24 protein-coding genes are annotated in these 22,505 nt (G+C 48.2%); 8 read left to right on the top strand and 16 right to left on the bottom strand.

The genetic code is table 11. The features are described 5' to 3' along the window. Positions 1 to 58: 58 nt before the first annotated feature. From gor to glmU, 4 genes are read right to left on the bottom strand one after another with little or no spacing between them, the layout of a single operon-like run. Entirely contained in the window at positions 59 to 1,441 is a 1,383-nt protein-coding gene (gene gor / locus F569_RS0106955; RefSeq protein WP_026941609.1) for a glutathione-disulfide reductase, read from the bottom strand. A 15-nt stretch (positions 1,442 to 1,456) separates the two neighbouring features. Continuing rightward, positions 1,457 to 1,999 (bottom strand): DUF2059 domain-containing protein, encoded by a 543-nt coding sequence (locus F569_RS0106950; protein ID WP_026941608.1) that lies wholly within the window; start codon positions 1,997 to 1,999, stop codon positions 1,457 to 1,459. Further along, positions 1,992 to 2,696, bottom strand: a complete 705-nt coding sequence (gene rpiA / locus F569_RS0106945) for a ribose-5-phosphate isomerase RpiA (protein ID WP_026941607.1) — start codon at positions 2,694 to 2,696, stop codon at positions 1,992 to 1,994. Before rpiA ends, F569_RS0106950 begins: the two co-directional genes overlap by 8 nt. Positions 2,697 to 2,704: 8 nt before the next feature. Continuing rightward, the gene (gene glmU / locus F569_RS0106940) at positions 2,705 to 4,048 is read right to left on the bottom strand and encodes a bifunctional UDP-N-acetylglucosamine diphosphorylase/glucosamine-1-phosphate N-acetyltransferase GlmU (protein ID WP_026941606.1); all 1,344 of its coding nucleotides are present in this window, start codon (positions 4,046 to 4,048) and stop codon (positions 2,705 to 2,707) included. Between the two features lie 87 nt (positions 4,049 to 4,135). On the opposite strand from glmU, the gene F569_RS0106935 reads away from it, so the two are divergent. Next, on the top strand, positions 4,136 to 4,810 hold the full coding sequence (locus F569_RS0106935) for an HAD-IA family hydrolase (protein WP_026941605.1): 675 nt from the start codon (positions 4,136 to 4,138) through the stop codon (positions 4,808 to 4,810). A 138-nt stretch (positions 4,811 to 4,948) separates the two neighbouring features. Here F569_RS0106935 and F569_RS0106930 read toward each other — a convergent pair whose 3' ends face one another. Beyond that, the gene (locus tag F569_RS0106930; RefSeq protein ID WP_034387991.1) at positions 4,949 to 5,149 is read right to left on the bottom strand and encodes a hypothetical protein; all 201 of its coding nucleotides are present in this window, start codon (positions 5,147 to 5,149) and stop codon (positions 4,949 to 4,951) included. A gap of 321 nt (positions 5,150 to 5,470) precedes the next feature. Between F569_RS0106930 and F569_RS18865 the strand changes: the two genes are divergently transcribed. Together F569_RS18865 and F569_RS18860 are read left to right on the top strand one after the other, a co-directional pair. Further along, positions 5,471 to 6,004, top strand: coding sequence for a helix-turn-helix domain-containing protein (locus tag F569_RS18865; RefSeq protein WP_051279520.1), 534 nt, complete (start codon positions 5,471 to 5,473; stop codon positions 6,002 to 6,004). 132 nt (positions 6,005 to 6,136) lie between these two features. Continuing rightward, on the top strand, positions 6,137 to 7,825 hold the full coding sequence (locus F569_RS18860) for an ATP-binding protein (RefSeq protein WP_051279517.1): 1,689 nt from the start codon (positions 6,137 to 6,139) through the stop codon (positions 7,823 to 7,825). A 64-nt stretch (positions 7,826 to 7,889) separates the two neighbouring features. Here F569_RS18860 and F569_RS0106915 read toward each other — a convergent pair whose 3' ends face one another. From F569_RS0106915 to F569_RS16940, 10 genes are all read right to left on the bottom strand, one after another. Continuing rightward, the gene (locus F569_RS0106915) at positions 7,890 to 8,297 is read right to left on the bottom strand and encodes a YidB family protein (protein ID WP_084168887.1); all 408 of its coding nucleotides are present in this window, start codon (positions 8,295 to 8,297) and stop codon (positions 7,890 to 7,892) included. Positions 8,298 to 8,417: 120 nt separating this feature from the next. Continuing rightward, entirely contained in the window at positions 8,418 to 8,879 is a 462-nt protein-coding gene (locus tag F569_RS18855; protein ID WP_026941602.1) for a hypothetical protein, read from the bottom strand. 43 nt (positions 8,880 to 8,922) lie between these two features. Then, a complete protein-coding gene (locus F569_RS16950; RefSeq protein WP_051279515.1) occupies positions 8,923 to 9,732 on the bottom strand; it encodes an aspartyl/asparaginyl beta-hydroxylase domain-containing protein in 810 nt (269 codons plus the stop codon). Between the two features lie 12 nt (positions 9,733 to 9,744). Further along, positions 9,745 to 10,959 carry an SAM-dependent methyltransferase gene (locus tag F569_RS0106900; protein ID WP_026941601.1) on the bottom strand — a complete coding sequence of 405 codons (1,215 nt, stop codon included), beginning with the start codon at positions 10,957 to 10,959 and terminating at the stop codon, positions 9,745 to 9,747. 50 nt (positions 10,960 to 11,009) lie between these two features. Further along, positions 11,010 to 11,765: a phosphocholine cytidylyltransferase family protein gene (locus F569_RS16945; RefSeq protein ID WP_034387988.1), complete on the bottom strand. Its 756-nt coding sequence runs from the start codon at positions 11,763 to 11,765 to the stop codon at positions 11,010 to 11,012. 20 nt (positions 11,766 to 11,785) lie between these two features. Then, positions 11,786 to 12,457, bottom strand: coding sequence for an HAD family hydrolase (locus tag F569_RS0106890; RefSeq protein ID WP_026941600.1), 672 nt, complete (start codon positions 12,455 to 12,457; stop codon positions 11,786 to 11,788). Further along, on the bottom strand, positions 12,457 to 14,961 hold the full coding sequence (locus F569_RS18850; protein ID WP_051279512.1) for a CDP-alcohol phosphatidyltransferase family protein: 2,505 nt from the start codon (positions 14,959 to 14,961) through the stop codon (positions 12,457 to 12,459). The genes F569_RS0106890 and F569_RS18850 overlap by 1 nt, the downstream gene beginning before the upstream one ends. Continuing rightward, the gene (locus tag F569_RS0106880; protein WP_034387984.1) at positions 14,958 to 15,725 is read right to left on the bottom strand and encodes a nucleotidyltransferase family protein; all 768 of its coding nucleotides are present in this window, start codon (positions 15,723 to 15,725) and stop codon (positions 14,958 to 14,960) included. The genes F569_RS18850 and F569_RS0106880 overlap by 4 nt, the downstream gene beginning before the upstream one ends. Continuing rightward, complete coding sequence (locus F569_RS0106875) at positions 15,725 to 16,876, bottom strand: hypothetical protein (protein WP_154813671.1); 1,152 nt, start codon at positions 16,874 to 16,876, stop codon at positions 15,725 to 15,727. The genes F569_RS0106880 and F569_RS0106875 overlap by 1 nt, the downstream gene beginning before the upstream one ends. Positions 16,877 to 16,954: 78 nt before the next feature. Then, positions 16,955 to 17,458, bottom strand: coding sequence for a DUF2141 domain-containing protein (locus F569_RS16940; protein WP_051279510.1), 504 nt, complete (start codon positions 17,456 to 17,458; stop codon positions 16,955 to 16,957). Positions 17,459 to 17,469: 11 nt separating this feature from the next. Here F569_RS16940 and F569_RS19970 point away from each other — a divergent pair, with 11 nt between their 5' ends. The 5 genes from F569_RS19970 to F569_RS0106845 are packed head-to-tail and all read left to right on the top strand — an operon-like array spanning position 17,470 to position 21,750. Continuing rightward, the gene (locus tag F569_RS19970) at positions 17,470 to 17,595 is read left to right on the top strand and encodes a hypothetical protein (RefSeq protein ID WP_267879445.1); all 126 of its coding nucleotides are present in this window, start codon (positions 17,470 to 17,472) and stop codon (positions 17,593 to 17,595) included. 53 nt (positions 17,596 to 17,648) lie between these two features. Then, the gene (locus F569_RS0106860) at positions 17,649 to 18,833 is read left to right on the top strand and encodes an LptF/LptG family permease (RefSeq protein ID WP_026941596.1); all 1,185 of its coding nucleotides are present in this window, start codon (positions 17,649 to 17,651) and stop codon (positions 18,831 to 18,833) included. Then, positions 18,833 to 19,912, top strand: coding sequence for an LptF/LptG family permease (locus tag F569_RS0106855; protein ID WP_026941595.1), 1,080 nt, complete (start codon positions 18,833 to 18,835; stop codon positions 19,910 to 19,912). The genes F569_RS0106860 and F569_RS0106855 overlap by 1 nt, the downstream gene beginning before the upstream one ends. Positions 19,913 to 19,915: 3 nt before the next feature. Continuing rightward, a complete protein-coding gene (locus F569_RS0106850) occupies positions 19,916 to 20,836 on the top strand; it encodes a diacylglycerol/lipid kinase family protein (RefSeq protein ID WP_026941594.1) in 921 nt (306 codons plus the stop codon). Beyond that, positions 20,833 to 21,750, top strand: coding sequence for a hypothetical protein (locus F569_RS0106845; protein WP_026941593.1), 918 nt, complete (start codon positions 20,833 to 20,835; stop codon positions 21,748 to 21,750). The genes F569_RS0106850 and F569_RS0106845 overlap by 4 nt, the downstream gene beginning before the upstream one ends. Here F569_RS0106845 and F569_RS16935 read toward each other — a convergent pair. Beyond that, positions 21,743 to 22,456: a PepSY domain-containing protein gene (locus tag F569_RS16935; RefSeq protein ID WP_162143752.1), complete on the bottom strand. Its 714-nt coding sequence runs from the start codon at positions 22,454 to 22,456 to the stop codon at positions 21,743 to 21,745. The genes F569_RS0106845 and F569_RS16935 overlap by 8 nt on opposite strands. Between the last annotated feature and the right edge of the window lie 49 nt (positions 22,457 to 22,505).

The raw sequence follows: 22,505 nt of genomic DNA, 5'->3' as shown, positions 1-22,505 counted from the left end.
GGATTAGTTCCATGCTCAATAGTGCATTACGGCTTCGCATAATGCACTTTACAAGCATCTAGCTCACCACGGTCGTCTTATTTAGCTCTTTGGGCTTCAGCGTTACAATCTCTTCGGCCAGAGTCGGATGAACGGCGCAGGTGCGATCAAAGTCGGCTTTCGTGAGGCCAGCTTTGACGCAAATCCCCAGCGCTTGGATAATTTCTGCGCTGTCATCGCCGACAATATGTATGCCAATCACGGTCTCTTTCTTTCCATGCGTTAACAGCTTCATCATGCATTTTTGCGGCTTTCCCGCGAGAACGTTTTTCATGGGGCGGAAGCTTGTGGAATAGACAATAAAGTCATCGCCATATTTTTCTCTTGCCTCAACCTCAGTCACGCCGACCGTGCCAACGGGCGGACGGGTAAAGACTGCACTGGCGATTTCTGTGTGGTCAAAGGCGGTTTTATTGTCCTTATAGACCGTCTCTACAAAACAGGCGCCTTCGCGAATAGCCACAGGCGTAAGGTTTACGCGGTTCGTCACATCACCCACGGCATAGATATTATTGATATTCGATTTTGAATATTTATCGACAATGATAGCGCCCTTATCGTCTGTTTTAACGCCCGCATTTTCAAGGCCCAATGCCGCTGTGTAGGGTTTGCGTCCAGTTGCCATAAAGACCAGATCCGTACCGATCTTACTGCCATCATCAAAGGTGACAATATAGCCGCCCGATGTCTTTTTAATCTCTTTCGGTGAGACGCTGAAGCGCACATCAATACCGTTATTTCTTTGCACCTCTAGCACGGCTTCGCGCACATCAGCATCGAAACCATTGAGCAATCCGCCGCCGCGATAGGCTTGCGTGACTTGAACGCCCATACCTGCATAAATACCTGCAAATTCACAGGCGATATAACCGCCTCCAATGATCAGGGCTTTCTCCGGAAGTTCACCGAGCAGAAACGCATCATCAGACATAATCGCATGTTCCGCGCCTGGAATTTCAGGCATCCAAGGACGGCCGCCCACAGCGATTAAAATTGTTTCAGCGGTGACCTCACGGCCAGTCTCTGAGAGGCGCACAGTGTGTTTATCAACAAATTCCGCGCGTTCACGGTAGAGCGTCACGGCATTTTTTTCTAAAATATTTGAATAGATACCGGAGAGGCGGTTCACTTCATCTTGTATCGCATCGCGCAAAGTCGGCCAATCAAAAGACGCATCTTTGACCGTCCAACCATAGCCTTTGGCCTCAGCAATCGCCGCGCCGTAATCTGCCCCGTAAACCATGAATTTCTTAGGTACACAGCCGCGCACGACACAAGTCCCGCCAGGCTTACTCTCTTCGGCCACGGCAACGCGTTTACCCAATTGCGCGGCAAGCCGCCCCGAACGCACTCCACCTGAGCCCGCACCAATAACAAATAGGTCGTAATCATATTCAGGCATATTTTACTTTCAATTTTAGTCTTTATCTGACTTTTCAGATAGTAACTCTTCGTATCTTTTACCAACTTTTTGACCCCAAGTTTCTGCAACGGGAATAATTTTTTGTTGAATATTAAGCTGAGTGCTAACAGCTTTTCTCATTACAGGATCTCGATATAATTCATTCATGCGAGCAATCTCAGGGCCGGTGAAGATCTGTTCATAAATCTCTGCTGCAGACTCAACATAAGAAGCCATGTTTTCATCCATAGCTTTCAAGAGTAATTGTCGATTGTTACGCAGTTCGTTTGCCTCTTTCTCTCGACCCGAAGCCTCTAAAGTTTCCAATTGACCATCTAACACAATCAAAGTTGCGGATTTCATCTGCGTTGGTAATTCTAACAAATAAAGTAGCTCTTCAGTAGGCGTCTTTCCTTTTAAGTTAAAAGCTTCTGATGTTTCCAGCTGAGCAATCTGTTCAGACAAATTCTTCTTGCCGTCTTCCGTAAGTTTTTCTGGTGCTCCACAAGCCACAAGAAAGCAGGCCACAAACAAGACCAAAAATTGATTCTTATTCACGCGCCAACTCCATCACTTTGGCATGGTCTGTCTCGCCGATTATAATCACATCTGCGAGATCAATGAACAGGCCGTGTTCCATCACTCCGGGAATCTGGCTGAGCATATGTGCCGTATCGGCGGGTTTGGGGATTTTCTTGCAACGGCTATCAAGTATGTAATGCCCCCCATCGGTGACCAGCGGGCCGGAGCCGTCTTTTTTCTGGCGTAATACGGTCTGCGCATTTTCACATCCGCTTTGCATCAAGGCTGCATAGATTTGTTCCGCCGTTAGGGCCATACCAAATGGATCTACTTCAATAGGCAGTGCAAATTCCCCGAGGGTTTCTACCATCTTAGAGGCATCGACAATCACCACCATGCGCTCGGACGCATGAGCAATAATTTTCTCGCGCAGAAGACACGCCCCTCCGCCCTTAATGAGTGAAAATTGCGGATCAACTTCATCCGCCCCATCAATGGTCAGCTGAATGGATTCGACTTTATCAGGCTCGACAAGCGGCACCCCGTTTTCTTCGGCAACATCAGCTGTGCGCTGAGAGGTGGGGATACCCTGTACTTTGAGCCCGCCCGCAATACGCTCGCCAAGCCGTTCTAGAAATACCTCTGCCGTAGAGCCAGACCCTAAACCTAATGTCATGCCGCTTTCGACGAAATCGAGCGCCGCCATCGCGGCATTTTCTTTTGCTTGTGACATAACTTTATTTACTTTTTTGCTTTGCGTTTCTTTTGAGCTGTATTGTATCGGTCCGCCCAGCCCTCTTTATTTACCTGCTCTGATCGCGCCACAGCAAGCGCCCCTTCGGGCACATCTTTGGTAATCACTCCGCCGCTTCCCAGATAAGCGCCTTTCCCGATTTTAACAGGGGCGACGAGCGAAGAATTTGTCCCGACAAAGGCGCCGTCTCCAATCTCGGTCTTATGTTTGAAATAGCCGTCATAGTTACAGGTGATTGTTCCTGCACCAATATTTGCGCCTTCGCCGACCTCGGCGTCGCCGATATAAGAGAGGTGATTAATTTTACTTCCTTTACCGATTTTGGCTTTTTTGGTTTCGACGAAATTCCCGGCCTTGGTGCCTGCTGCCATTTCAGTTCCGGGCCGCAGCCGTGCAAATGGCCCAATCTGAGCCCCTTCCCCGATTTTAGCGCCTTCAAGGTGACAGAAAGGATGAATAACTGCATCTTTGGCAATGCTTACGCCCGGGCCAAAGACGACGTTAGCGCCAATTTCAGCATCGGCTGATATAGCCGTGTCCCATGAAAAATACGTCGTATCAGGATCTCGTAAGGTGACGCCTTTTGTAAGCATAGCCTGACGCATACCCATCTGAAACGCGACTTCGGCGGTCGCCAGATCAAGGCGGGAGTTCACGCCCAATACTTCGCTTTCATCCGCAGTAATCACGCGGGCTGTTTTATCATCACCGCGCAAAATCTCGACAATATCCGTCAGGTAATATTCGCCCTTCACATTGTCATTTCCGACACGTTCCAATGCTGAGAACATATCCTGCGTGGAAGCCGCTATAACGCCGCTATTGCAAAGGCCAATATCAAGAATTTCATTAGAGGCATCACGGGCTTCGACAATGGCTGTCAACTCGCCGCCTTCTGTGATTAAGCGGCCATAGAAGCCTGGCTCTTCGGGCTCAAACCCTAGCACGGTTACGTCCGTTCCGTTATCAAGGCTTTTGAATACCCGCTCTAGCGTTTTATGGCTGACAAAGGGCGTATCCGCGTAAAGCACGGCCATATTGCCTTTAAACCCTGAGAGGGCGCCTTGCGCGCATTTAACAGCATGGCCTGTACCAAGTTGCGGCTCTTGCAGCGCAATCTCTAGGCCGAGCTCTTCTGCCGCCGCGCGTACATCCGCATTCCCCTCGCCGACAACGCAAACAATTTTATCGGCGCCAGCAGAGCGCGCTAAGTCCGCCACCCATGAGAGCATAGAGCGTCCGCCCACATGGTGCAGCACTTTGGACCGTGAGGATTTCATGCGGGTGGATTTACCCGCAGCAAGAATAACGGCGGCACGTGGCGTGGTCATGGTCGGCTCCAATATGATTCGCAGGCGTTGACTTGACCGCTCATTAAACGATGCTGACACATAACGCGATTCTATTTTGGGTAATTCATGTCTACTCTTACACATTTATCACTCTGCTTTGATTTGGACGGCACCTTGATTGATACAGCGCCGGATTTGGTGCGAGTGCTAAATGACGTTATTGCAGAGGAAGGCTTAGCCGAGACAGATTTTACCGAAGCTCGCAAAGCGGTCGGATTTGGCTCGCGGGCGTTGATAAATGGGGCGTTGGCCCGCGCTAATCACGCTGTGGATGAATCGCGTATAGATGAATTGCAAAAACTTTTCTTGGAACTCTATGCCGAGGATATTTGCCGCTTAAGCACCCCATTTCCCGGTGTTGTCGATACTCTAAAAGCACTGAAAGCGCGCGGCGCTGAATTGTCAGTCTGCACGAACAAGCCCGGATATTTGGCCCGGCCTCTGATTGAAGCCTTGGGACTCTCGCGGCTTTTTGTGCGGGTTGTTGGGAGTGATGATCTGGTGCGCAATAAACCCTATGCTGATCACATCTGGAAAGCGGCTGGTCATCGCGGCCGCAGCCGCAAAATTATTATGGTAGGAGATAGTCTTCCAGATATGCTTTCGGCTAAAAATGCCAAAGTGCCATGTCTTTTGATGGTCTATGGATATTCAACAATTCCGGTGGTCAAACTAGGCGGGGATCGGATATTGCGCAATTTCCGTGAGATTTTACCGGCAGCCATTGAATTGAGCGCATAAAAAACAGCGCCTTAGCGCTGTGAATTTGGGTCTTGGACTATCTCAAAAAAGCGACCTAAGTGTGATCGTTTTTTGAGATTTGTGCGTTCGGGCCTTTGGCCCAAACGTTGTCTGTGTTTGCCTTCAGACAAACACAGACTAAGCAAAGTTCTCTGTTGAGCGTGTCGGAACGCCATTTATGAGGTTTGAGCGAACATCTGTGCGCGCTGATCTCATAGAAGCCAGAAATCCGCCTTGAATGAGATTGACTCGGACATCATGCCCTCGTTCAGCCCAATAAGCTTCAATTTGATCTTTAAGACGCTCAGCGCCTTCCCGTGTGCAATAATCGCCTTTCATAGCAATCCTCATAAGTTGTTGCGTCAGAACCGTCCCTGATACTGGCGCGGTGAAATAGTTAGGGCTCCACCCGTGACTATCATTTAAGGTTTGCGATTTAGTTTTTCAAGAAATTTCATTCGTTTTTTTGATAAAAAATTTGTAATATAGTCGTGATGGCAACTTTCAGATTACATTCATACTCGCTGTGCTATTCGCATTAATATCATGAAATATATGTAATTTTTAATTAAATTCTTCATATTTAATGTTTGCACATACATAAATTTAGACGTAATAAACTCTAATAATTATTTGATAAACGAATATTTAGAGAGTTTTATGCCCCAACGTATCGCTCAACGTATAAAAGACCGCCGAAAAGAATTAGGCCTGTCTCAGGATAATCTTGCAAAAGCATGTGACGTCGGGCAATCCACTGTCGCCAATTGGGAAAGTGGTAGCCATATTCCCCGGCAAGCCTCCCTCCAAAAAATCGCAAAAGCCCTTGAAACGAATGATATTTGGCTTCTTAGCGGCGAGCACATGAATAAACGCGGCACATTGGAAAGCTATCTTCAAAAGCCCATTCATCATGTACCCGTTTATATATGGCCCTTACCCGGGAACCGCTTAGAGGAAGCCGCCCCGGACGCATATATACCTATATCCTCTCATCACAAAAACCTCTTCGCAATGACTCTAGGTACAAAAAAAGACGATTTTAAGGCAGGCACAATTTTGATTTTTACAAGAGATGAGGCATTCAGTGAGCAGGGTTATGTTTTAGATATAACAGAGGGCGCCTATAATCTCTCAAAACAGCGCTCGGATAATAACTATGCCAAACTTTTATATTCACTCACAGCGCATTAACGACAGGTTCGACTAAAACTATTTTAACCATATTCAAGTAAGTTACGGTCTTCAAAGTTCAAGTCCGGGGATGGCGCTATAAGAGATCTAAAACCATATGGCGTAGCTGCACTTGCTTTTGCAATCGGATTGTTGGTCGCAATCTCAGCCTATCTGTTTGCGCTGGACGAACATAAGAAAGTCCAAGACGCGCAATTTACAGCTCAGAGCAATGTGATGCTCTTACGCTTACAGGAAACACTGGATAATAACGCGGCTTCCGTGAATGCCCTCACCTCTTTTCACAATATCAAAAAGGACATAGGCTTAGAGGAATTTAAAAAGCTGTCAAAAGATGTCTTAAATGATCACCCCTCGATCATTCTGTATGCGTGGCTTCCAAGGGTTGAGCACTCTGATCGCGGTAAATTCGAAACGACACTCAAGGAAATTTATTCAGAGAATTTTCAGGTTCTTAGCGGGGCCGGTTTTGGCAATATTATTGTCGCCAAACCGCAAGACACTTACTTTCCAGTGCTTTATTCCAAACCTCTTATAGGACAAATCAACAGAATTGGTCTTGATATGTCTTCACTGCCTATAGGTGGCCCCGCGCTGCGAATGGGCATCACCAATAAAACCGTAACCGCATCGGCCCCCATAAACGGCCCAGAGGAGTTCGGTAATAATACAATCGTCATGCTGATAAACCCTGTATTTGAAGACCCATATGCCGTCCCTTCAAACCCCAGTGAGACTGACGTCAGAGGAATGGTAGGCGCACTTTTCGAGGTGGGAACGCTTATAGAGAAAAAAATCACTTCGGATCTCGACGTAACATATTACCTGGAAGACATAACCGACACTGCAAAACCCATGGCCATCTATGGCATTGCGCCCCAAAACTATAAAGGCCGGCGGGATGAAGTGATCAGCTTTGCAGGTCGGACATGGAAGGTCACGTCCACCACAAATTATACAGGCGCAGGATTTGAATGGGTACCGCCGTTGATTTTGATTGTCGGTATTTTACTCAGCGCCGCGTTAGCTTTCACTTTGGCTTCAATGATTAACCGCCGTATTAATTTAGAGAGTCTGGTTGAAGAACGCACAGAGGAGCTTAGCCAAGCCGTCCAAAAACTGTCTGAGTCCAACGGAAATCTTGAGCGCTTTGCCCAAAACTGCTCTCACGATTTACAAACGCCATTAAGGCAAGTCGGAAGCTTTGCAGATCTTTTGAAAATGCATATGTCCGACAAGCTCGAGAATGACGAGGAGGGCAGTCTCTTCTTAGACAAAATTTTGGATGGCACCGCCTTTGCTCAAAAACTTGTCGCAGATATTTTGACCTATTCCAGCATAGGCAGTGGCGGCATTAGTAAAGATGAACTTGACACAAATACCGTGATAACGCTTGTCAAAGAAAATATGTCTATTGAACTCGAATCTATTGGCGGAACAATTTCCTCAGACCCCTTACCCGTCATTTATGGAAATAAAAGCTCCATTTTTCAGCTCCTCCAAAACCTTATCAGTAACGGCCTGAAATATCAGAGCGCAGAGGTGCAGCCGAAGGTTCATGTCAGCAGCAAAGAGTTGGCGAGCCATTGGGAGTTTTCTGTCAAAGATAACGGCATTGGCATAAAGCCCGAACATTTAGGAAAGGTCTTTGAAATTTTTCAACGGCTTCATAGAAAAGACTATGCAGGTAATGGTATCGGACTGCCTATTTGCCAAAAAGTTGTGGAAAGTCACGGCGGGAAAATTTGGGTTGAGTCAGAACCCGGCCAAGGTTCAACATTCTTTTTCACCCTGGCGAAGACCTCAGCCTCTGCCGCTTAAGCTCTAGCCATATGAAAAGACGCGCCGGATGGCACGCCTTAACATCAATATATCGAAAGATGGCCTAGAGAAATTTCTTCGCCATACCGCCCAGACCACCTAAGCCGCCAACAGAGTCTAATAAAGACCCGCCGCTGCTCGCTTTATCAATGAGCTGCGGAAGAGCATCCTGCAGACCACCCAATAATGAGCCTTCATCCGTACCGAGTTTCTCCGCCGCAGCCGCGACTTGGTCCCCGCCAAGCACCTCTTTAAGTTGGTCTGCCGAAACAGGCGCATTTTCACCATCGCCAAGCCAAGACTCGGCCACATCGCCCAAACCTTTATCTTTAAAACCACTTACGAGACTGCCAATATCCATTTTGTCACCCTGTCCCAACAGGCTATTCATAACATCGCCAACGGCGTCGCTATTTCCGCCGAGTTTTTGGGCCAACATTCCTTTGGCAAGATTCATAATATCCATAGTCATAACTTCTCATATAAAGTGAAATTTGGCCCCTTAAACGAGGCCAAAAGCGAACGTCTGTTCATTCACGGAATAGACGCTCAAAGCTGAATAGGCACTGAATGGGATGTCAGAGGGCTGTAACTAAGCCTTGAAAAATTTATTCAAAGCTGCCTGCATAGCGGTTTTACGCTGTGTCCCGATAACGATCTTCTTGCCTGTCTTCATAGTGAGCAAAACGCCTTCTTGGCCTTGGGTATTATAAACGGTTCCGTATTTTAAGGTCATGCGAATACCCCAACCGCCGACAAAGCCATAATTGATAAGCTTCGCATCTTGGACATCAGCCCAAGCATAATATTTTCTTGTGAAGGGACGAAAATTCAAGTCGATGCCTTTGGCATCAATTTTAGTTTTAAGCTGACAAAATTCTAATATCAAAAATACTGGCACACAAATGAGAGCTATGAGGCTTAGAATAAGACCATTATTAGCATCACCAGCTAGAAAAAAAGCAGAAAGTAAAACAAGAAGCGTCAAAACTAAAGACACGCGCATGAACCAGAGAATTTTGCTGCTGAATTTCTGCGTCTCATTAAATGACATGCATTAGGACTATCAGAAAACCACAAAACTTCAATGTATAGCCTTACGCCGCAGGGTCGCTCATGGCTTCCATATTGGCATCGGCCTTACGAATGGCCGCTTCTAGGCGTTCTTCGGCGGTTTGCAGGTTTTTCTTGGGATCTTGGTAGAAGGCAGTAAATTTCATGATTTGCAGAAATGTCTTATTTAAGAACCGTCCCCAAAACTTCATCGGGCGGTCGAAATCAAAGAGCAGGATGACGCGCTCCTCATCCGTCTCGTTCCAGACCTCATGCTCATAAGTATCATCAAAGACAAATATCTCACCTTCTTTCCATGCGGTAATCGTATCATCAACGCGGATGCGGCATTTCTCACGGTCTTTAGGAATGATGAGCCCGATATGCGAACGTAATATACCCTTGGTCACCCCTTTATGGGCTGGGATATGATAGCCTGGCGCAAGGATAGAGAACATCGCCGTTTGCAAATTGGGTACGCCTTCGAGGATATCAGCTGTCTTGGGCGTAAGCGCGGCATTTTTTTCAAGCCGTTCTCCAAAGCCAAAAATCACAAAAGTCTTCCAATTATTCTCTGTCGCGAGGCGATATTGATCGGGTGAAATATCTTGGAATCCTGGGATAACCTCACGGAATTTCAAGACCTCTTTCGCCTCAGCCTGTATAGTTTCCCAGTTATCCGTGAAGTCTTTCAGAAACGGGAAATGCTCATTAGAGATTTTGGGCGTATCCGGCACTCGGGATTGCTTGGCTTGAAAGGCCGCAATTTTGCGCACGAGCTTCTTACCCGTTTTTTTCACAAAGGCGCGGCGCGGATTGGTCAGATGCTTTGGTTTTTCGACAGTAGATGCCATGAATGGGCGGCCTTAAGCTGAATTGAGTTTTCGCTCGGCCTCTATCATATAATCACGCGTCATTGGCAAGGCATTGACAGATTTTGACAGCTGAATTTGGAAATTCATATTCTTACTATAGCGGAAGGAAAACTCACTCGCGATCAGGTAAAATTCCCACATCCGGCAAAAACGCTCATCAAACATCTCGGCAACTTGGGCGCGGTTTTTCTGAAAGCGCTCATCCCAGGCCAAAAGGGTCTCTGCATAATGTAATCGCAATATTTCAATATCCGTAACCCAAAGGCCAGACTTTTCTATCTCGGCTAAAGTCTCGGACAAAGCAGGCGAGTAGCCACCTGGGAAAATATATTTACGAATCCAGCGGGCGGTTGAGCCGGGTTGACCGCGGCGGCCAATGGAGTGAAGCAGCATACAGCCATCATCAGCCATAAGATCATTCACTTTAGTGAAAAATTCGAGGAAATGCGGCACGCCGACTTGCTCAAACATGCCGTAAGAGACGATGCGGTCATACGGTCCCGTCAGGTCGCGATAATCACTGAGGATAAATTCGACTTTGCCCTCAAGGCCTCGCTCGGCAATGCGCGCTGTTGCTAATGCATGTTGCTCTTTGGACAGAGTGACGCCCGTGACATGCACATCAAAATTCTCGGCAATATAAAGCGCGAGCCCGCCCCAACCACAGCCAATATCAAGAACCGTATTACCCGGCTTTATATTAAGTTTTGCCGCGACGTGAGCTTTTTTGGCGCGCTGCGCTGTCTCTAGTGAGTCGCTCGGATCGGCGTAATATCCGCAAGAATATTGCATATCCTCATCAAGGAAGAGCTTATACATATCATTGGAAATATCGTAGTGATGCGCCACATTTTGCTTCGCCGTGATCAGCGTATTGCTTTGATGAAATCGCTTCACTTTTTTATAAAACGCTCTCAGGCGTTTCTGATGGCCCTGCCCGCGCAGGTTAGACGCGTTCATGGCAAAGACGCGCAAAAATTCTCTTATGCCGCCCGCCTCGCAAATTAAGGTGCCGTCCATATAGGCTTCGCCAGCTTTGAGTTCGGGATTAAAAAAGAGAGAGCGATAGAGTTTCTTATCCATAAGACGCACAGTCGCGGAAGGCTCTCCGCCAGGGCCATGGACATGCGGCTTTCCATCCGCATCAATAATCGTCAACTGCCCCACTTTCACAAAGCGGGTCATCATTTTATTAAGAAGCTTCATTTCGCCCTACCACTCCTGTTTCGTTTAACTGCGTAAGGCCTACGCTCAGATCAAATAGCCTTGAATTGCTTACGTGCCATTTCGCTATTTCCAAAGAGCTCCCGGCAAATTTCATAATCTTCAGGGGTATCGAGCTCGGCCCATGTTGAGCCCTGAATATTAGTCGTGTCAATCCGTTGTCCCGCTTGGGCTAGGCCGTGAATGGCTGAGAGGAACCAGCTCTTCGTGCCGTCTTCAATTTTCATAAGGCGCTTAAGCTCATCTCTGAAAATTTGAGGCCCGTCATTCATAAAACGGAGCATACCGATAGACTCGCCATGTGTTTGTTGCGCGAGCAGAGTCTTGCCAATCGCTATTAAGCGGTCACCCTCTAGCGACACTTTCATATCATCACCGTCATAATGACCTTTTTTATCAATCGTCACGGTGATGTCTTTGGCGGGTGCGCTAAGCACTTTATCCAAAAGAGCTGGGCTAAATAGCGTATCTCCGTTAATCAAAAGAAAGTCTTGCTTCATAGATTTTCGCGCCATCCAGCAAGAGGCCAGGTTATCCGCAACCTGAAAAAAAGGGTTATAGAGCGTTTTAACATGTGGCCCTGTTTGGCGCGCTTTGATTTCATCTTTGACCATATGAGCATTAAAGCCCGTCACGACGGTCGCTGTTTTAATACCTTGATGGAACAGCGTATCGAGCTGCAAATTCAATACGGACCTCAAACCGACAGGCAGAAGACACTTTGGCATATCAGTGGTAAGGGGAAGTAGCCGCGAACCCCGGCCCGCGGATAGAATAATAGCATGCATGTTTATACAACCCTGTTTTATTATGAACCCCAATCGACCAACTCAAAACCTTCATCCCCGGCGGCCTTAGTGAGCTTACGATCAGCATTAACAGCGACACTTGTGTCACAAAACCGTAAAATATCAATATCCGAATAGCTGTCCGTGTACATTGTGATATGTGTGTTATTTTGTTTCAGTTCAGGGCTCTCAGCTAATAACTGCTTGAGGCGAAGTAATTTTTGCGGTCCGTAGCAATTGTCTGACGCAAATTCAGGGGCAAGCTTTTCGCTCTCCCATTTCATATCTGTCGCCACCCAATGCTCAATTCCTAGGCGTTTAGCTATGGGTGAAACGATAAGATCGACGGCGGCGCTAGCGATGATAATCACATCCCCCTGTGCCCGGTGGGCCTCTAATGCTTTCACAGCGCCGGGACGAAGGCCATGGGTGACCTCAGTCTCTGCAAATTCTTTCGCGAGTTGTTCTAGGACTTCACGAGACTTACCGACCATACTCCAACGCATCATGGCTTGTTTCACGCGAATGCGCGGGAGATGACCTTGTTTGTAACGCCATTGTGTAAAACCAGCAGAAAACGCAAGAGGCAGCCAGAGCCACGGCTTATATTTGACGGTCTTGACTACAAACCGCCCCCATGTCCCTCGTATAGTAAGCGTGTAATCTAAGTCGAAAACGGCAATATTGCTCATCACGCATCCATCCAACTTTGAAGAGGCCCTTTGACCAACATCCCCGCTATTACAGAGATTATATTAAATGCGATACAGACCCACGTCCAAATCGCGACAGCGTAAAACCCCCAATGCCCAGCGTCCGCCGCCCAAGGTAAAAGGCAAATACCCACCATAAAAATAAACATATTCGGGTTACGCCGCGCAATAAAGAAACGTAGCGCCGAATTTACTTTCGTCCAAACGTGAATGTGAAATCCGTGCTGTCCGAGGAAAATGCCTTCAATAATACGATCCACAATATAACCCACGCATATCGCTGCAATCGCAAATGTCATGGGCTGCGTTAAAATCTCATCCCAGTGAAAGGCGTTGCCGAGGCCGACAAACCAGGCAAAATACCAAAAAGGCGGATGTATTAAATCGATACCGTGATCATAAATATTTCCCCACCAGGAATAAGTCATCGTTGTCCGTGCAAGCTTACCGTCAACCGTATCTAAAAAGGTCATGAGCCACCCTGTCAGAAAGCCCAACGCCCATTGCCCGTGCCAAAAATAATACATGGCCGCAAATGTCAGAACTAATCCAACGGTCGTAACCATATTGGGCGTTAGCCGCATCGCAGCACAGGCTCGCGTGACATAAAAAGCCGGCAGAGGCCAAATCCATTTCGTCACAAAATCTGTAATGCCTTTATAAGAGCTAGCAAATTGCCGGCGCATAATATCAGCTACAGGTGTTTCGTTGACGTTAAGCGCATAAGGCGGCTCTGTCTTTCGGAGGGCCTTGTTATATCCATCATCTAGTTCTTCGGGATAGGCCGCTTTGATATTGGTTTCCTTAAGAGCATTTACGCTCTGCCCTATGAGACTTTTTGCAGCCTGACTATCAACACCATTGACGCCGATAATTATATTCCCTGCAATTAGAGCCCGCCTGCCGCCAGATACAAAAGCTTTCATCAAAGCGGACGATAATATCCAATCAATATGTATATGAACCGTCTCTTTGGACGTCTGTGTTTGGTCAGTACCAGCCTTTTTAAAGGCCCGCTCTTGCCATTCCTTCAAGGGGAGTCCCCAGATTTTAGCATTTGTAACACCGATCAAATTCAGCTTAGGCATGAAAGTTTGCTTCGTTGTTAGACTATCCTGTTTTTGCTCTCGAACAGCATTTTTCAATGTGTGCCTCGCCAAAAAGACAAGCAAAATCACGGCTGACGCATTACTCAAAATAGCGGCCCAACCCGGCGCCATTTTTCCAATTGTAAAACTAAAGATGAAAAAGGCGGAAATATATACCAAGACCCCGGTCCCGCGCGCATATATGGCGCGCTCGGGATGATCCGCCGCATAAAGCACAGGGTAAAGCGGAGCCGCAATGCCCATAAGAGCAGCAGCTAGAACTAAGAGTGACGTTAACGGCGCCGCTTGTTCGTAATCCGCAGAAAAAATACGGCTTAGCAATTCAGGCCCGCCAATTTGCACCAAGACCGCTATCACAAGTCCAAAGCCTAAAAGTATCACAGCTGTGCGGGTCACCAAGCGCCAGATTTTATCGGCCTGTCCAAGGCTAACCATCTTGGCGAGTTCAGGATAAATAACCTGGTCCAAAAGCTTAAAGCCTTCAGACAGTAATTTCGCAGCCTCTTCTGCAATACGGTAAACGGCCACCCAAGCTGAACCAAAAACTGACATGACCAAGAGCGCAGGCAAATGGGCAGTGGAGGCCGCCAGTGTTGAATCGATATTGGATTTGATCATAAACGGCCACAATCCGGGACGTGGATGTCGCAGCGATGATTTTGCGCGAAAGAGCAAGCCCACCATATGACGTTGTTTCAACTCAAAAAGCGCCATAAGCGGCAGAAAAATATAAGCCGTCAGTGACCCGCAAAACCACGCCAGTAAAAATCCCGAGAAACCTGCACCTGTAATCACCGCTATGAGGACGCCAACAAATCGCGTGGTCGGCATGATCAAACTATGAATAGCAAGGATGTGAAATTTATCGAAAAGCCGAAAAACGCCGATACTGACCCCGCGTTGTCTAAACAAAATCAAAATACAATATAGCGCCGCAATATTTCGCAAATCCGAAATATTAAAATTCTCAGCCCGCGAGAACACATCAGGAAATGCTTTGGTCAGCCACACAATAAATGAAAATATCGCAACTGAAATCGCGAAGCCAAACACAGCCGATATTGCATCAATCTTGACACCAAATTGCATGAGCTTGGCCAGACGCGGTGCATCATTCTCTTTTATATCATCCGTTCCGAAGCGAATAAGAGATTGCCAAGACTGGAACGCCGTGACCTCCGAAAAGAAAAGCATATAAGCATGAAGGAAGAGAATAATACCCAATTCTGCCGCGCTTAGATTCTTTGTTGCAATTAAGATACTGCCAAGGCCGAGGATAACCGCTAAGGCTTTAGACCCCATCATAAGGCCCGTATTGGCGGCGATCCGTTTCCCGACACTGTGTTTGGAGTCAACAATCAGGTTCGGGGTCATGCGGCGCGCCCTGATAGGATGCGCTCGACAAGCTCTTTATCGACGGGTTTGTCCACATCAATGGCGGCCTCAGCGATTGGGATAATCACAGGCGCTGCCTTAATGTTTAACCGTTTGGAGACATAGTTAAAGGCCTCCGCCAAAGTCAGGCGGCCCGTTAAATATTTGGCGACCAAGCCCCAAGCAATCATCCGGGCAAGCTTGAGCGGCTGCTTGCGCAAATGTTGCGCGTCTTTCCAAAACTCTATGACGGCCAAGCCTTTTTCATTGGCAACATAAAACAAATTACAGCCCGAAACTGGGGTATCAGAAAATTTCCAATAGGTGCGCTTGGTCTCAGGGTAGGCCGGCGCAATCACGCTTTTGGGCGCTAATCCCACACAAAAGTCTGCGCCGCTTTCTTTGGCGCCAGATATAAATATTTCCAGCATTTCGACGGTTAAAAGCGGATGATCACAGGTCGTGACAAGGCACGGAAATGATATGCCGTCCGTCAAAGCGGCATAAGCACTCCCCGCCGGACCAGGCGCAGACGGTGATTGCACTAAGCGCGCATCATAATCCGCGTCAAAGCCGCTGACATGAAATGGTGATGACAACCCCGCAGCCGTTAAAGCATCCAAAACATAATTCAGCATAGGTTTTCCGAGTATCGGAATTAGTGCCTTGCGCTCAACATCCGCCGCCGCGCAGAGCGGATCAACCACGCCTTCGCGCTGCCCCGCTAAAATGAGCACCGAAACAGATGTTAAGGTGTTTGGCATCAGAGATTTTTCTCATACATGCGATAAGTTTTATAAGCTTTGGCGCTGGCTTGTTCGCAAATAGCAATCATGCCGGGATTGTCTTCGAGAATCCAGGACAACTCACAATGGGTAAAGCCTTTTTGACGGGCGGCATCAAAAACCGTCTCGCAAAGAGACGCCACAATAGAGAGGCCTGTTCGCGTATTATGATATTCTTTTCGAAGACCCATGAGCGGAATACGCGCTTGCTTTACCCCGCTGACTTTTAGTCTCCATAACAGCTTGGCCCAGCCAAATGGCAAAATAGAGCCGCCAAGATCGCGGATGGCCTCGTTCAAATCCGGGATCATCCAGATATAGGCAATAGGCTCACCTTTATATTCGCCCACCCACATGCCTTCTTTGAACATGATGGGTTTTATTTCTTTGGCCATATGGGTGATTTGTTTGTCAGAAAATGGCACGAAACCCCAATTCTCAGACCAGGCATCATTAAAAATGCCCATAACGATATTCACGTCTTCCATAAATTTAGAGGGCCGCATCGGGCGAATAACAATATCCTTATTTCGCGCGGCAGACCTGACCATGGCTTGCGTCATTTTCGGGCGCGGATAACCTGCCGCCAACTCCGCTTGGAAGGCCAGCATATCCGTAGCTTTGAGAAATCCCTGCCCTTCAATCATTTCTTGATAAGCGGGCCGTCCGTGAGGCATCATCACAACGGGAGGTGTCTCAAAACCGTCAATGAGAAGACCGCATTCCTCATTCACGCTCCATTGTGCCGGGCCTATGGCTTTATTCACGCCGCGATCACTTAGCCAGCTTTCTGCCCGCTCCAAGAGAGCCTTCCCGATCTGAGGCTCAGCTATGCAATCAAAAAAGCCGAAAAAGCCGTCATTGGAACTAGAATGTGCGTTATGTGCCGGATTGATAAAGGCGGCGATACGCCCGACATCCCTGCCATCTTGTACGGCTATAAAGAGCTGTCGATTTTCCAGGCTTGCAGCGCCCGGATTTTTATTAGGATTTAAATGCGCCGCGCGCTCAAACCCCAATTGAGACCGCCAATGAGGGTCATCTGCATAAACCTTATCGGGCACAGCCAAAAAACGCCGCGTCATCGCCTTGCCCTCTACAGGCAGAATATCCAAAGATGATGCTGGCACAGAGCCTCCACGCAAATTTGCGCCGCTTGTGCTAATCTTTCCGCTTTAGGTCAACCTTTTAGGCTTAAAAGCGCCGCTCTAAGGGTCCATCAATTCCATCGTGATATCGACCCCGTTCATGGGGACTTGGAAGCCGGCCTCTGACCATTTGGGCAAGCGCAGACTTTCTATTTTCGGATTATTGGAGACGCCATAAGGCTCTTTAGGCTTAAAGTTCCAAGCCTTTTTCAGCTTTCGGTCGCCATTTTTATCGTGATAACCGACAAGTGCATATTCCCCGGGCGCCGGAAGATTAATGCAGACTTTTACTGATCCATCTTCAGCGGGAACACGGATACGACGAAGCTTACCTGACTTTTTCATGAAGTCTTCTTCGCCAAAGAGCTCGACTTTCACCATGCCTTCTTTGGATACATTTGTAACAGTGGCCCGAATCTGCAGAGCCCCGGGCACGCATGTGTCATCCGCGTCTCGGTCATAGAGCTCAAGCCCGGTCTCTAAGCCGGTTTGAGATATTGTACCGTGCTCGCCTTCAAGGTCTCCGGGTTTGTAATCATCATTCGCGAATGCAGGCGCTGACATAAGCGCCAAACATGACAAAGTCGTCAGAGATGCAAAAAATCTGCCTGCGTGGTTTGCTTTCACCGATAAGCCTCTATATTGCGGCCTTTAATGTTTTGGCCATTCTTGGCTATCATATGGGTATTTGGCCCCGTTAAGTAAAGGCGATTTCACAGCAATTTAACATATGGACCGACTCAACCGATATCTCATGAAAAAAGCCGCCGTTACCATTGGCGGGCTCATTATCTTCGCCTGCTGCGTACTTTTAATGGAGCGCTTGCTGAGAATTTTTCAGGTTGTCGCCACTTCGACAAATCCTGCGAGTGATACATCACAAATGATTGTGAACCTTTTACCTTATTATTTAGGCATTGCCGTGCCTATGGCGCTTCTGCTTGGCGTTATCATCACAGTGGACCGGTTTAGCCGCTCAAGCGAACTGACCGCCGCATTTGGGTCGGGCATTTCGCTCTTTCACATGACCAAACCCTTTTTGCTTTTAGGGACCTTTTTAGCTGTCATCACGCTTTTTATCGAAGGCTACATGCAACCCGTGGGCCGCTATAATTATCGCCAAGTTGAGCATTCTGTGAAACAACAATCTTTCACGGCAGCCCTGCGCGAAGGCACTTTTACCAGTGTTGGGAACCGGACATTCTTTGCCGGGACAGACCTGCCGGGCGCCGCTATTGGGCCTATTTTTATCTATGAAAAACAGATGGACGGATATCGTCAAGTTGGCGTGCGTTTGACCACAGCAAGCCAAGGCGAAATCATCATTCGCGAGAAAACTATGGACCCCGTATTGCAGCTTTCAAAGGGACAAATTTACCGCGTCGTCGAAGGTAAAAAATTGGATGGCGATCTGCAATTTGAAAGTAGTTCTATAGCGGGCGCTGCTAGCCCTGTTATTTTTCGCCAGCGCGGTGATGATGAGCGCGAAATGACCTCACTTGAGCTTCTCGAGAACCGAAAAGGAAATGTTACCCGATTCAATGTGAATGCCGATATAAATAATGCAACGCTACACCTACGCTTGGCCAAATCCGTTTTACTGCTTATTCTGCCCTTTATTGCTGTGCCCTTTGGATTGAATTATGGTCGCAACCCGTCCTCAGCGGGCATTGCGATAGGGGTTATATTCCTCATTTCCTTGCAAAAAGCCTTAGAATTTGGACAGAGCCTGGGCGCGGCAGGAAAGATACCGCCCTGGGCCGGCATTTGGCCGATAATTATTGGCGTCGCCCTTTTCGCTTTATGGATATTCCGTAAGAGCGCCTATAAAATGGGACAACCGCCGCTCACCTCTGTGTCGCATTACATGGGCCATATCCAAGGAGAGATAAGCTCTAAGATTAAAGCCATTCACCGCTTTGGAGCTGAGGCCGGATAATGCTTAAGTTTCTGTCTTACCTGTCCAAAATGTTTATCGGCACATGGCTGACAACAGTGTTTGGCTTTTTGGTGCTTATCGGGCTCTTGGACAGCCTCGCAAATGGTAGTGATATTCTGGGGGGCGGCGGCGGATTTGCCGATACGTTTAAATATATGGCGCTGAGAGCCCCTGTAATATTCGACCGTATTTTCATCTTCACCATTGTCGTGGCGATATTATTGACCTTTGTAAAATTGATAAGACAGCATGAGCTTGTCGCATTGCTCGGCTTTGGTATATCCGTGCCAAAACAGCTTTTGTTAATGACACCTGTTGTTCTGGCCGCAGCCTTCTCATCGATTACGATTATTGATTACAGTATCGCCCCCGCAGTGCGGTCTCTACAAGCTTGGGGCATTGGAGAATATAAAGTCAAAAATATTACAGCCGATAACCCGCTCTGGCTTGAAGATAATGGCCGTATTATCAAAGCGTCCAGACGAATAAATTATAACACACTCGGCAATCTTGAGCTTTATGCCCGGTCAGATTCTGGCGCCGTTGAAGAAATTATATGGGCTGAACGCGCAACATATGAAGGCAGCAATTGGACGTTAGAGGGCGTTGAGGTCTTGCCCGTTAAAGGCGCGGATGGCGAGCCCCGCTCCGCCTCCACAGAGCTAAATCCGCGCCTCTGGGAAACACGCCAAGACCCCAAATCCATTGCGCGATTGGCGGCTGAGCCTCGCGACCTATCCATATCTGAAATGCGTAACTTTTCTAAACGCGGTAATTCAGGTTCCAAACCCCGCTTTGCATATACATTTTGGCATGCGCATCGTATCACGCGTCCTTTAGCAGCTTTTGTACTGCTCTTAGTTGCGGTCCCGCTCATGCAACGCACGGCGCGGCAAGATACAGGCGATAAAGCGCTAATTATTGGTTTAGCGGGCGGCTTTTTATTCCTGATTTTGGACGGCGCCATGGCCACATTTGCAGCATCAGGCGGGATGCCTGTGCCCATTGCTATCGCAATGCCAATTGTCTTTTTTGGCATTCTAGGGACATGGCTTTGCCTGAAAGCCGAAAGCCTTTAGGCCATGCAGACCGCACGGCCATGGTTCGTTATTAACTCCGCCAGTGCAAAGGTCGCAAAAAAGGGCGCTCTCCTCCCACAATTAGCTGAGCAGCATAATGCCATATTGCGCGATGTCGGTGATTTTTCCGATGTGGATGCCCTCGTTAAAGAAGCCCTTTTGGCAAAAGCCGAACATATCGTTATCGAAGGCGGTGACGGGACGGTGCAAGGCATATTGACGGAATTTCTGCGGCAGGAAAAAGCGCGCAACCTGCCCGTTTTCACAATTGTGCCGGGCGGTAACACTAATCAAGTCGCGCGAAATATTGGCCTGACCGCCGCAACCCCTCAAGCGGTAGCAAAAGCGTTGGGCGCAGATAAATCTTTGAAACACGCTCCGTTGCTTCGTATCAAAGATAAAGCACAACGCAAATATTACGGCTTTCTATTTTCTTCTGGCGCCCTTCCGCAGGTTACAGATTATACCAAAGACAAATTACATGACCGAGGTATTGGCGGCTCGCTTGCAGTTATTGGCGGCATTCTAAAAGGCGCGACTGGAACAAGCCGGATTACGCACCCCACCAAAGTAAAATTGAGTATTGAAGCTGACGGCCAACAAAAATTACGCGGTCCGCATTTAGGCACGATTGTCACCACCCTGCCGGGCCTTATGCTCGGTCTTGATCCGTTTTGGGGCGAAGGGGACCGTCCCTTGCGCGTGACATATGTGGCAGGCGAATATCAAAAGCTTGTGCGCCATGTCGCCAGTCTCTGGCTGGGAAACAAATCAAAAGACCGCAGCCGAGACGGTATGTATAGCTGGACGGCGGATGATTTGACATATCAGTATAAAGGGCCTTGCGTTTTAGATGGTGAAGTTCTGAAATTAACCAAAGGCTTTAAAATTCGCGCAACACGGCCTATTCGGTTTGCCTCATGAGCGAGACGATAAAAAATATATTGGCTGAGGAAAATGTGGCCCCGAATGCGCGGGTGAGATCCGTCTGCGAAGCTATCGCCGCGCGGCATCCCGGGCGCGTTCAAGCTTTTATGTATTATGGCTCGTCTTTGCGCGATTTGGAGACGGCCGAAAAAATGCTCGATTTTTATGTTGTGGTGGATAGCTATCGCAAGACCCATCAGAACCCGCTGCGCGCAATGCTTAACCGCCTCATCCCACCTGCCGTTTATTACTACGAACAAACCGATGAAAATGGTGTGCTCAGCACGTGTAAATATTCCATTATTTCCATCGCGGAATTTGAAAAACGCTGCGGGGCCCACGCTTTGCTCTCTATGGTCTGGGGCCGGTTTTGTCAGCCCAGCGTGATGTTGTTTCCCAAGAAGGAAATGGTGGCTGAGCGCTTGATGGCCTCGCGCGAAACAGCGGTTCGGCATATGGCCGCGCAGATTGCGCCGCTCATAGACAGGCCCATCACGTCAACTGAATTTTGGGCCAAAGGCTTTTATGAAAGCTACCGCACGGAACTTCGCCCCGAGAGCAGTGAAGGCCGCGCGGCGGAAATCGTAGATCGCTATGGAGAGCGCTATGCAAGGCTAACAACGGCGCTTTACGGCCTCCCAGATAAAGACGGATTATATATTCTGCCGGACTTGCCCGCTGGCCCCACAAAAACCAAATGGTTTGTCCGCCGTCTCCTCGGCAAACCCATGACAGCCATCCGCGTCATTAACAGCGCCGCGACATTCGAAGGCGGATTAGATTATGTCTTGCGGAAACTAAAAAACCACTCAGGCGTTACCATTGAGCCCACCCCCTTCCAGCGCAAACACCCCGTCATCTGCTCCCCAGTGCTTGGATGGAAACTTTGGCGCAAGGGTGCATTTAACTAAGCTTACGTTTTGGCTTAGGCCGCAGGAATACTCGATGCGCGACAAGCATCATTCCGCTTATCGCAAAGAGTAGTGCCAGAAACGCGGCGAGCCTAAGCCACCAACTGTTGAAATTATCGCGTGTGTCATAATCCATAATATGGAGCATCCACATAAAGTCATAAACCCGCCAAAGCTTGGTCCGCACCGCGAGAAGCTCGGCTGTCTGCGCATCCAAATAAAGCCGCGTCTTTGCGCGATCATCATATTGCACTTGCCAGACGGGCGGAGGGCGGCGATATTCTTTTGGCGTTTCGATCAGGCGTTTTAGCGCCGCAATCTCGCCATCCCCTTTATAATATTTATCCGCAGCCAAGCGGATAGCCTTCTCCCCCACAGGCTCCCACGGCTCTCCGGTTCGGGCATTGATAAGCTGCGTACCCTTATCCCCAATCAACGCATAGGCGGGCTCTCCCGCAATTGAAGTTAAAGACGCCCCTGTAAGGTTCCCATCATAAGCCGTCATCGCAATCTCAAGCGGTATGACTTTGGCATCGGTCAGAGACCAAGTGGCTTTCTCTGCCAGATGCGACCCCCGCACTTCGTCAATCGGAAACAGCGCCATAAATAACCCAGATGCAAACCAGATTACAATCTGAATACCAAGAATAAGACCCGCCCATTTATGCACCCGGGTCAGATATTTCCAAAAATCACGTTTTGTCATGGCTTTTAACATGAGGGGCGGTTTAACCCTGTCCCGCAGAGGTTTCAAA

The organism is Hellea balneolensis DSM 19091 (assembly GCF_000428525.1).
Lineage (GTDB): Bacteria > Pseudomonadota > Alphaproteobacteria > Caulobacterales > Maricaulaceae > Hellea > Hellea balneolensis.
This window is presented reverse-complemented; position numbering and strand designations above follow the sequence as displayed.

What these genes read in the sequence shown, in the direction of transcription:
- gor (WP_026941609.1), bottom strand. Translation starts at nt 1,441, where the DNA reads ATGCCTGAATATGATTACGACCTATTTGTTATTGGTGCGGGCTCAGGT.
- rpiA (WP_026941607.1), bottom strand. Translation starts at nt 2,696, where the DNA reads ATGTCACAAGCAAAAGAAAATGCCGCGATGGCGGCGCTCGATTTCGTC.
- glmU (WP_026941606.1), bottom strand. Translation starts at nt 4,048, where the DNA reads ATGACCACGCCACGTGCCGCCGTTATTCTTGCTGCGGGTAAATCCACC.
- F569_RS0106935 (WP_026941605.1), top strand. Translation starts at nt 4,136, where the DNA reads ATGTCTACTCTTACACATTTATCACTCTGCTTTGATTTGGACGGCACC.
- F569_RS0106930 (WP_034387991.1), bottom strand. Translation starts at nt 5,149, where the DNA reads ATGAAAGGCGATTATTGCACACGGGAAGGCGCTGAGCGTCTTAAAGAT.
- F569_RS18865 (WP_051279520.1), top strand. Translation starts at nt 5,471, where the DNA reads ATGCCCCAACGTATCGCTCAACGTATAAAAGACCGCCGAAAAGAATTA.
- F569_RS0106915 (WP_084168887.1), bottom strand. Translation starts at nt 8,297, where the DNA reads ATGACTATGGATATTATGAATCTTGCCAAAGGAATGTTGGCCCAAAAA.
- F569_RS18855 (WP_026941602.1), bottom strand. Translation starts at nt 8,879, where the DNA reads ATGTCATTTAATGAGACGCAGAAATTCAGCAGCAAAATTCTCTGGTTC.
- F569_RS16950 (WP_051279515.1), bottom strand. Translation starts at nt 9,732, where the DNA reads ATGGCATCTACTGTCGAAAAACCAAAGCATCTGACCAATCCGCGCCGC.
- F569_RS0106900 (WP_026941601.1), bottom strand. Translation starts at nt 10,959, where the DNA reads ATGAAGCTTCTTAATAAAATGATGACCCGCTTTGTGAAAGTGGGGCAG.
- F569_RS16945 (WP_034387988.1), bottom strand. Translation starts at nt 11,765, where the DNA reads ATGCATGCTATTATTCTATCCGCGGGCCGGGGTTCGCGGCTACTTCCC.
- F569_RS0106890 (WP_026941600.1), bottom strand. Translation starts at nt 12,457, where the DNA reads ATGAGCAATATTGCCGTTTTCGACTTAGATTACACGCTTACTATACGA.
- F569_RS18850 (WP_051279512.1), bottom strand. Translation starts at nt 14,961, where the DNA reads ATGACCCCGAACCTGATTGTTGACTCCAAACACAGTGTCGGGAAACGG.
- F569_RS0106880 (WP_034387984.1), bottom strand. Translation starts at nt 15,725, where the DNA reads ATGCCAAACACCTTAACATCTGTTTCGGTGCTCATTTTAGCGGGGCAG.
- F569_RS16940 (WP_051279510.1), bottom strand. Translation starts at nt 17,458, where the DNA reads ATGTCAGCGCCTGCATTCGCGAATGATGATTACAAACCCGGAGACCTT.
- F569_RS19970 (WP_267879445.1), top strand. Translation starts at nt 17,470, where the DNA reads ATGACAAAGTCGTCAGAGATGCAAAAAATCTGCCTGCGTGGTTTGCTT.
- F569_RS0106860 (WP_026941596.1), top strand. Translation starts at nt 17,649, where the DNA reads ATGAAAAAAGCCGCCGTTACCATTGGCGGGCTCATTATCTTCGCCTGC.
- F569_RS0106855 (WP_026941595.1), top strand. Translation starts at nt 18,833, where the DNA reads ATGCTTAAGTTTCTGTCTTACCTGTCCAAAATGTTTATCGGCACATGG.
- F569_RS0106850 (WP_026941594.1), top strand. Translation starts at nt 19,916, where the DNA reads ATGCAGACCGCACGGCCATGGTTCGTTATTAACTCCGCCAGTGCAAAG.
- F569_RS0106845 (WP_026941593.1), top strand. Translation starts at nt 20,833, where the DNA reads ATGAGCGAGACGATAAAAAATATATTGGCTGAGGAAAATGTGGCCCCG.
- F569_RS16935 (WP_162143752.1), bottom strand. Translation starts at nt 22,456, where the DNA reads ATGACAAAACGTGATTTTTGGAAATATCTGACCCGGGTGCATAAATGG.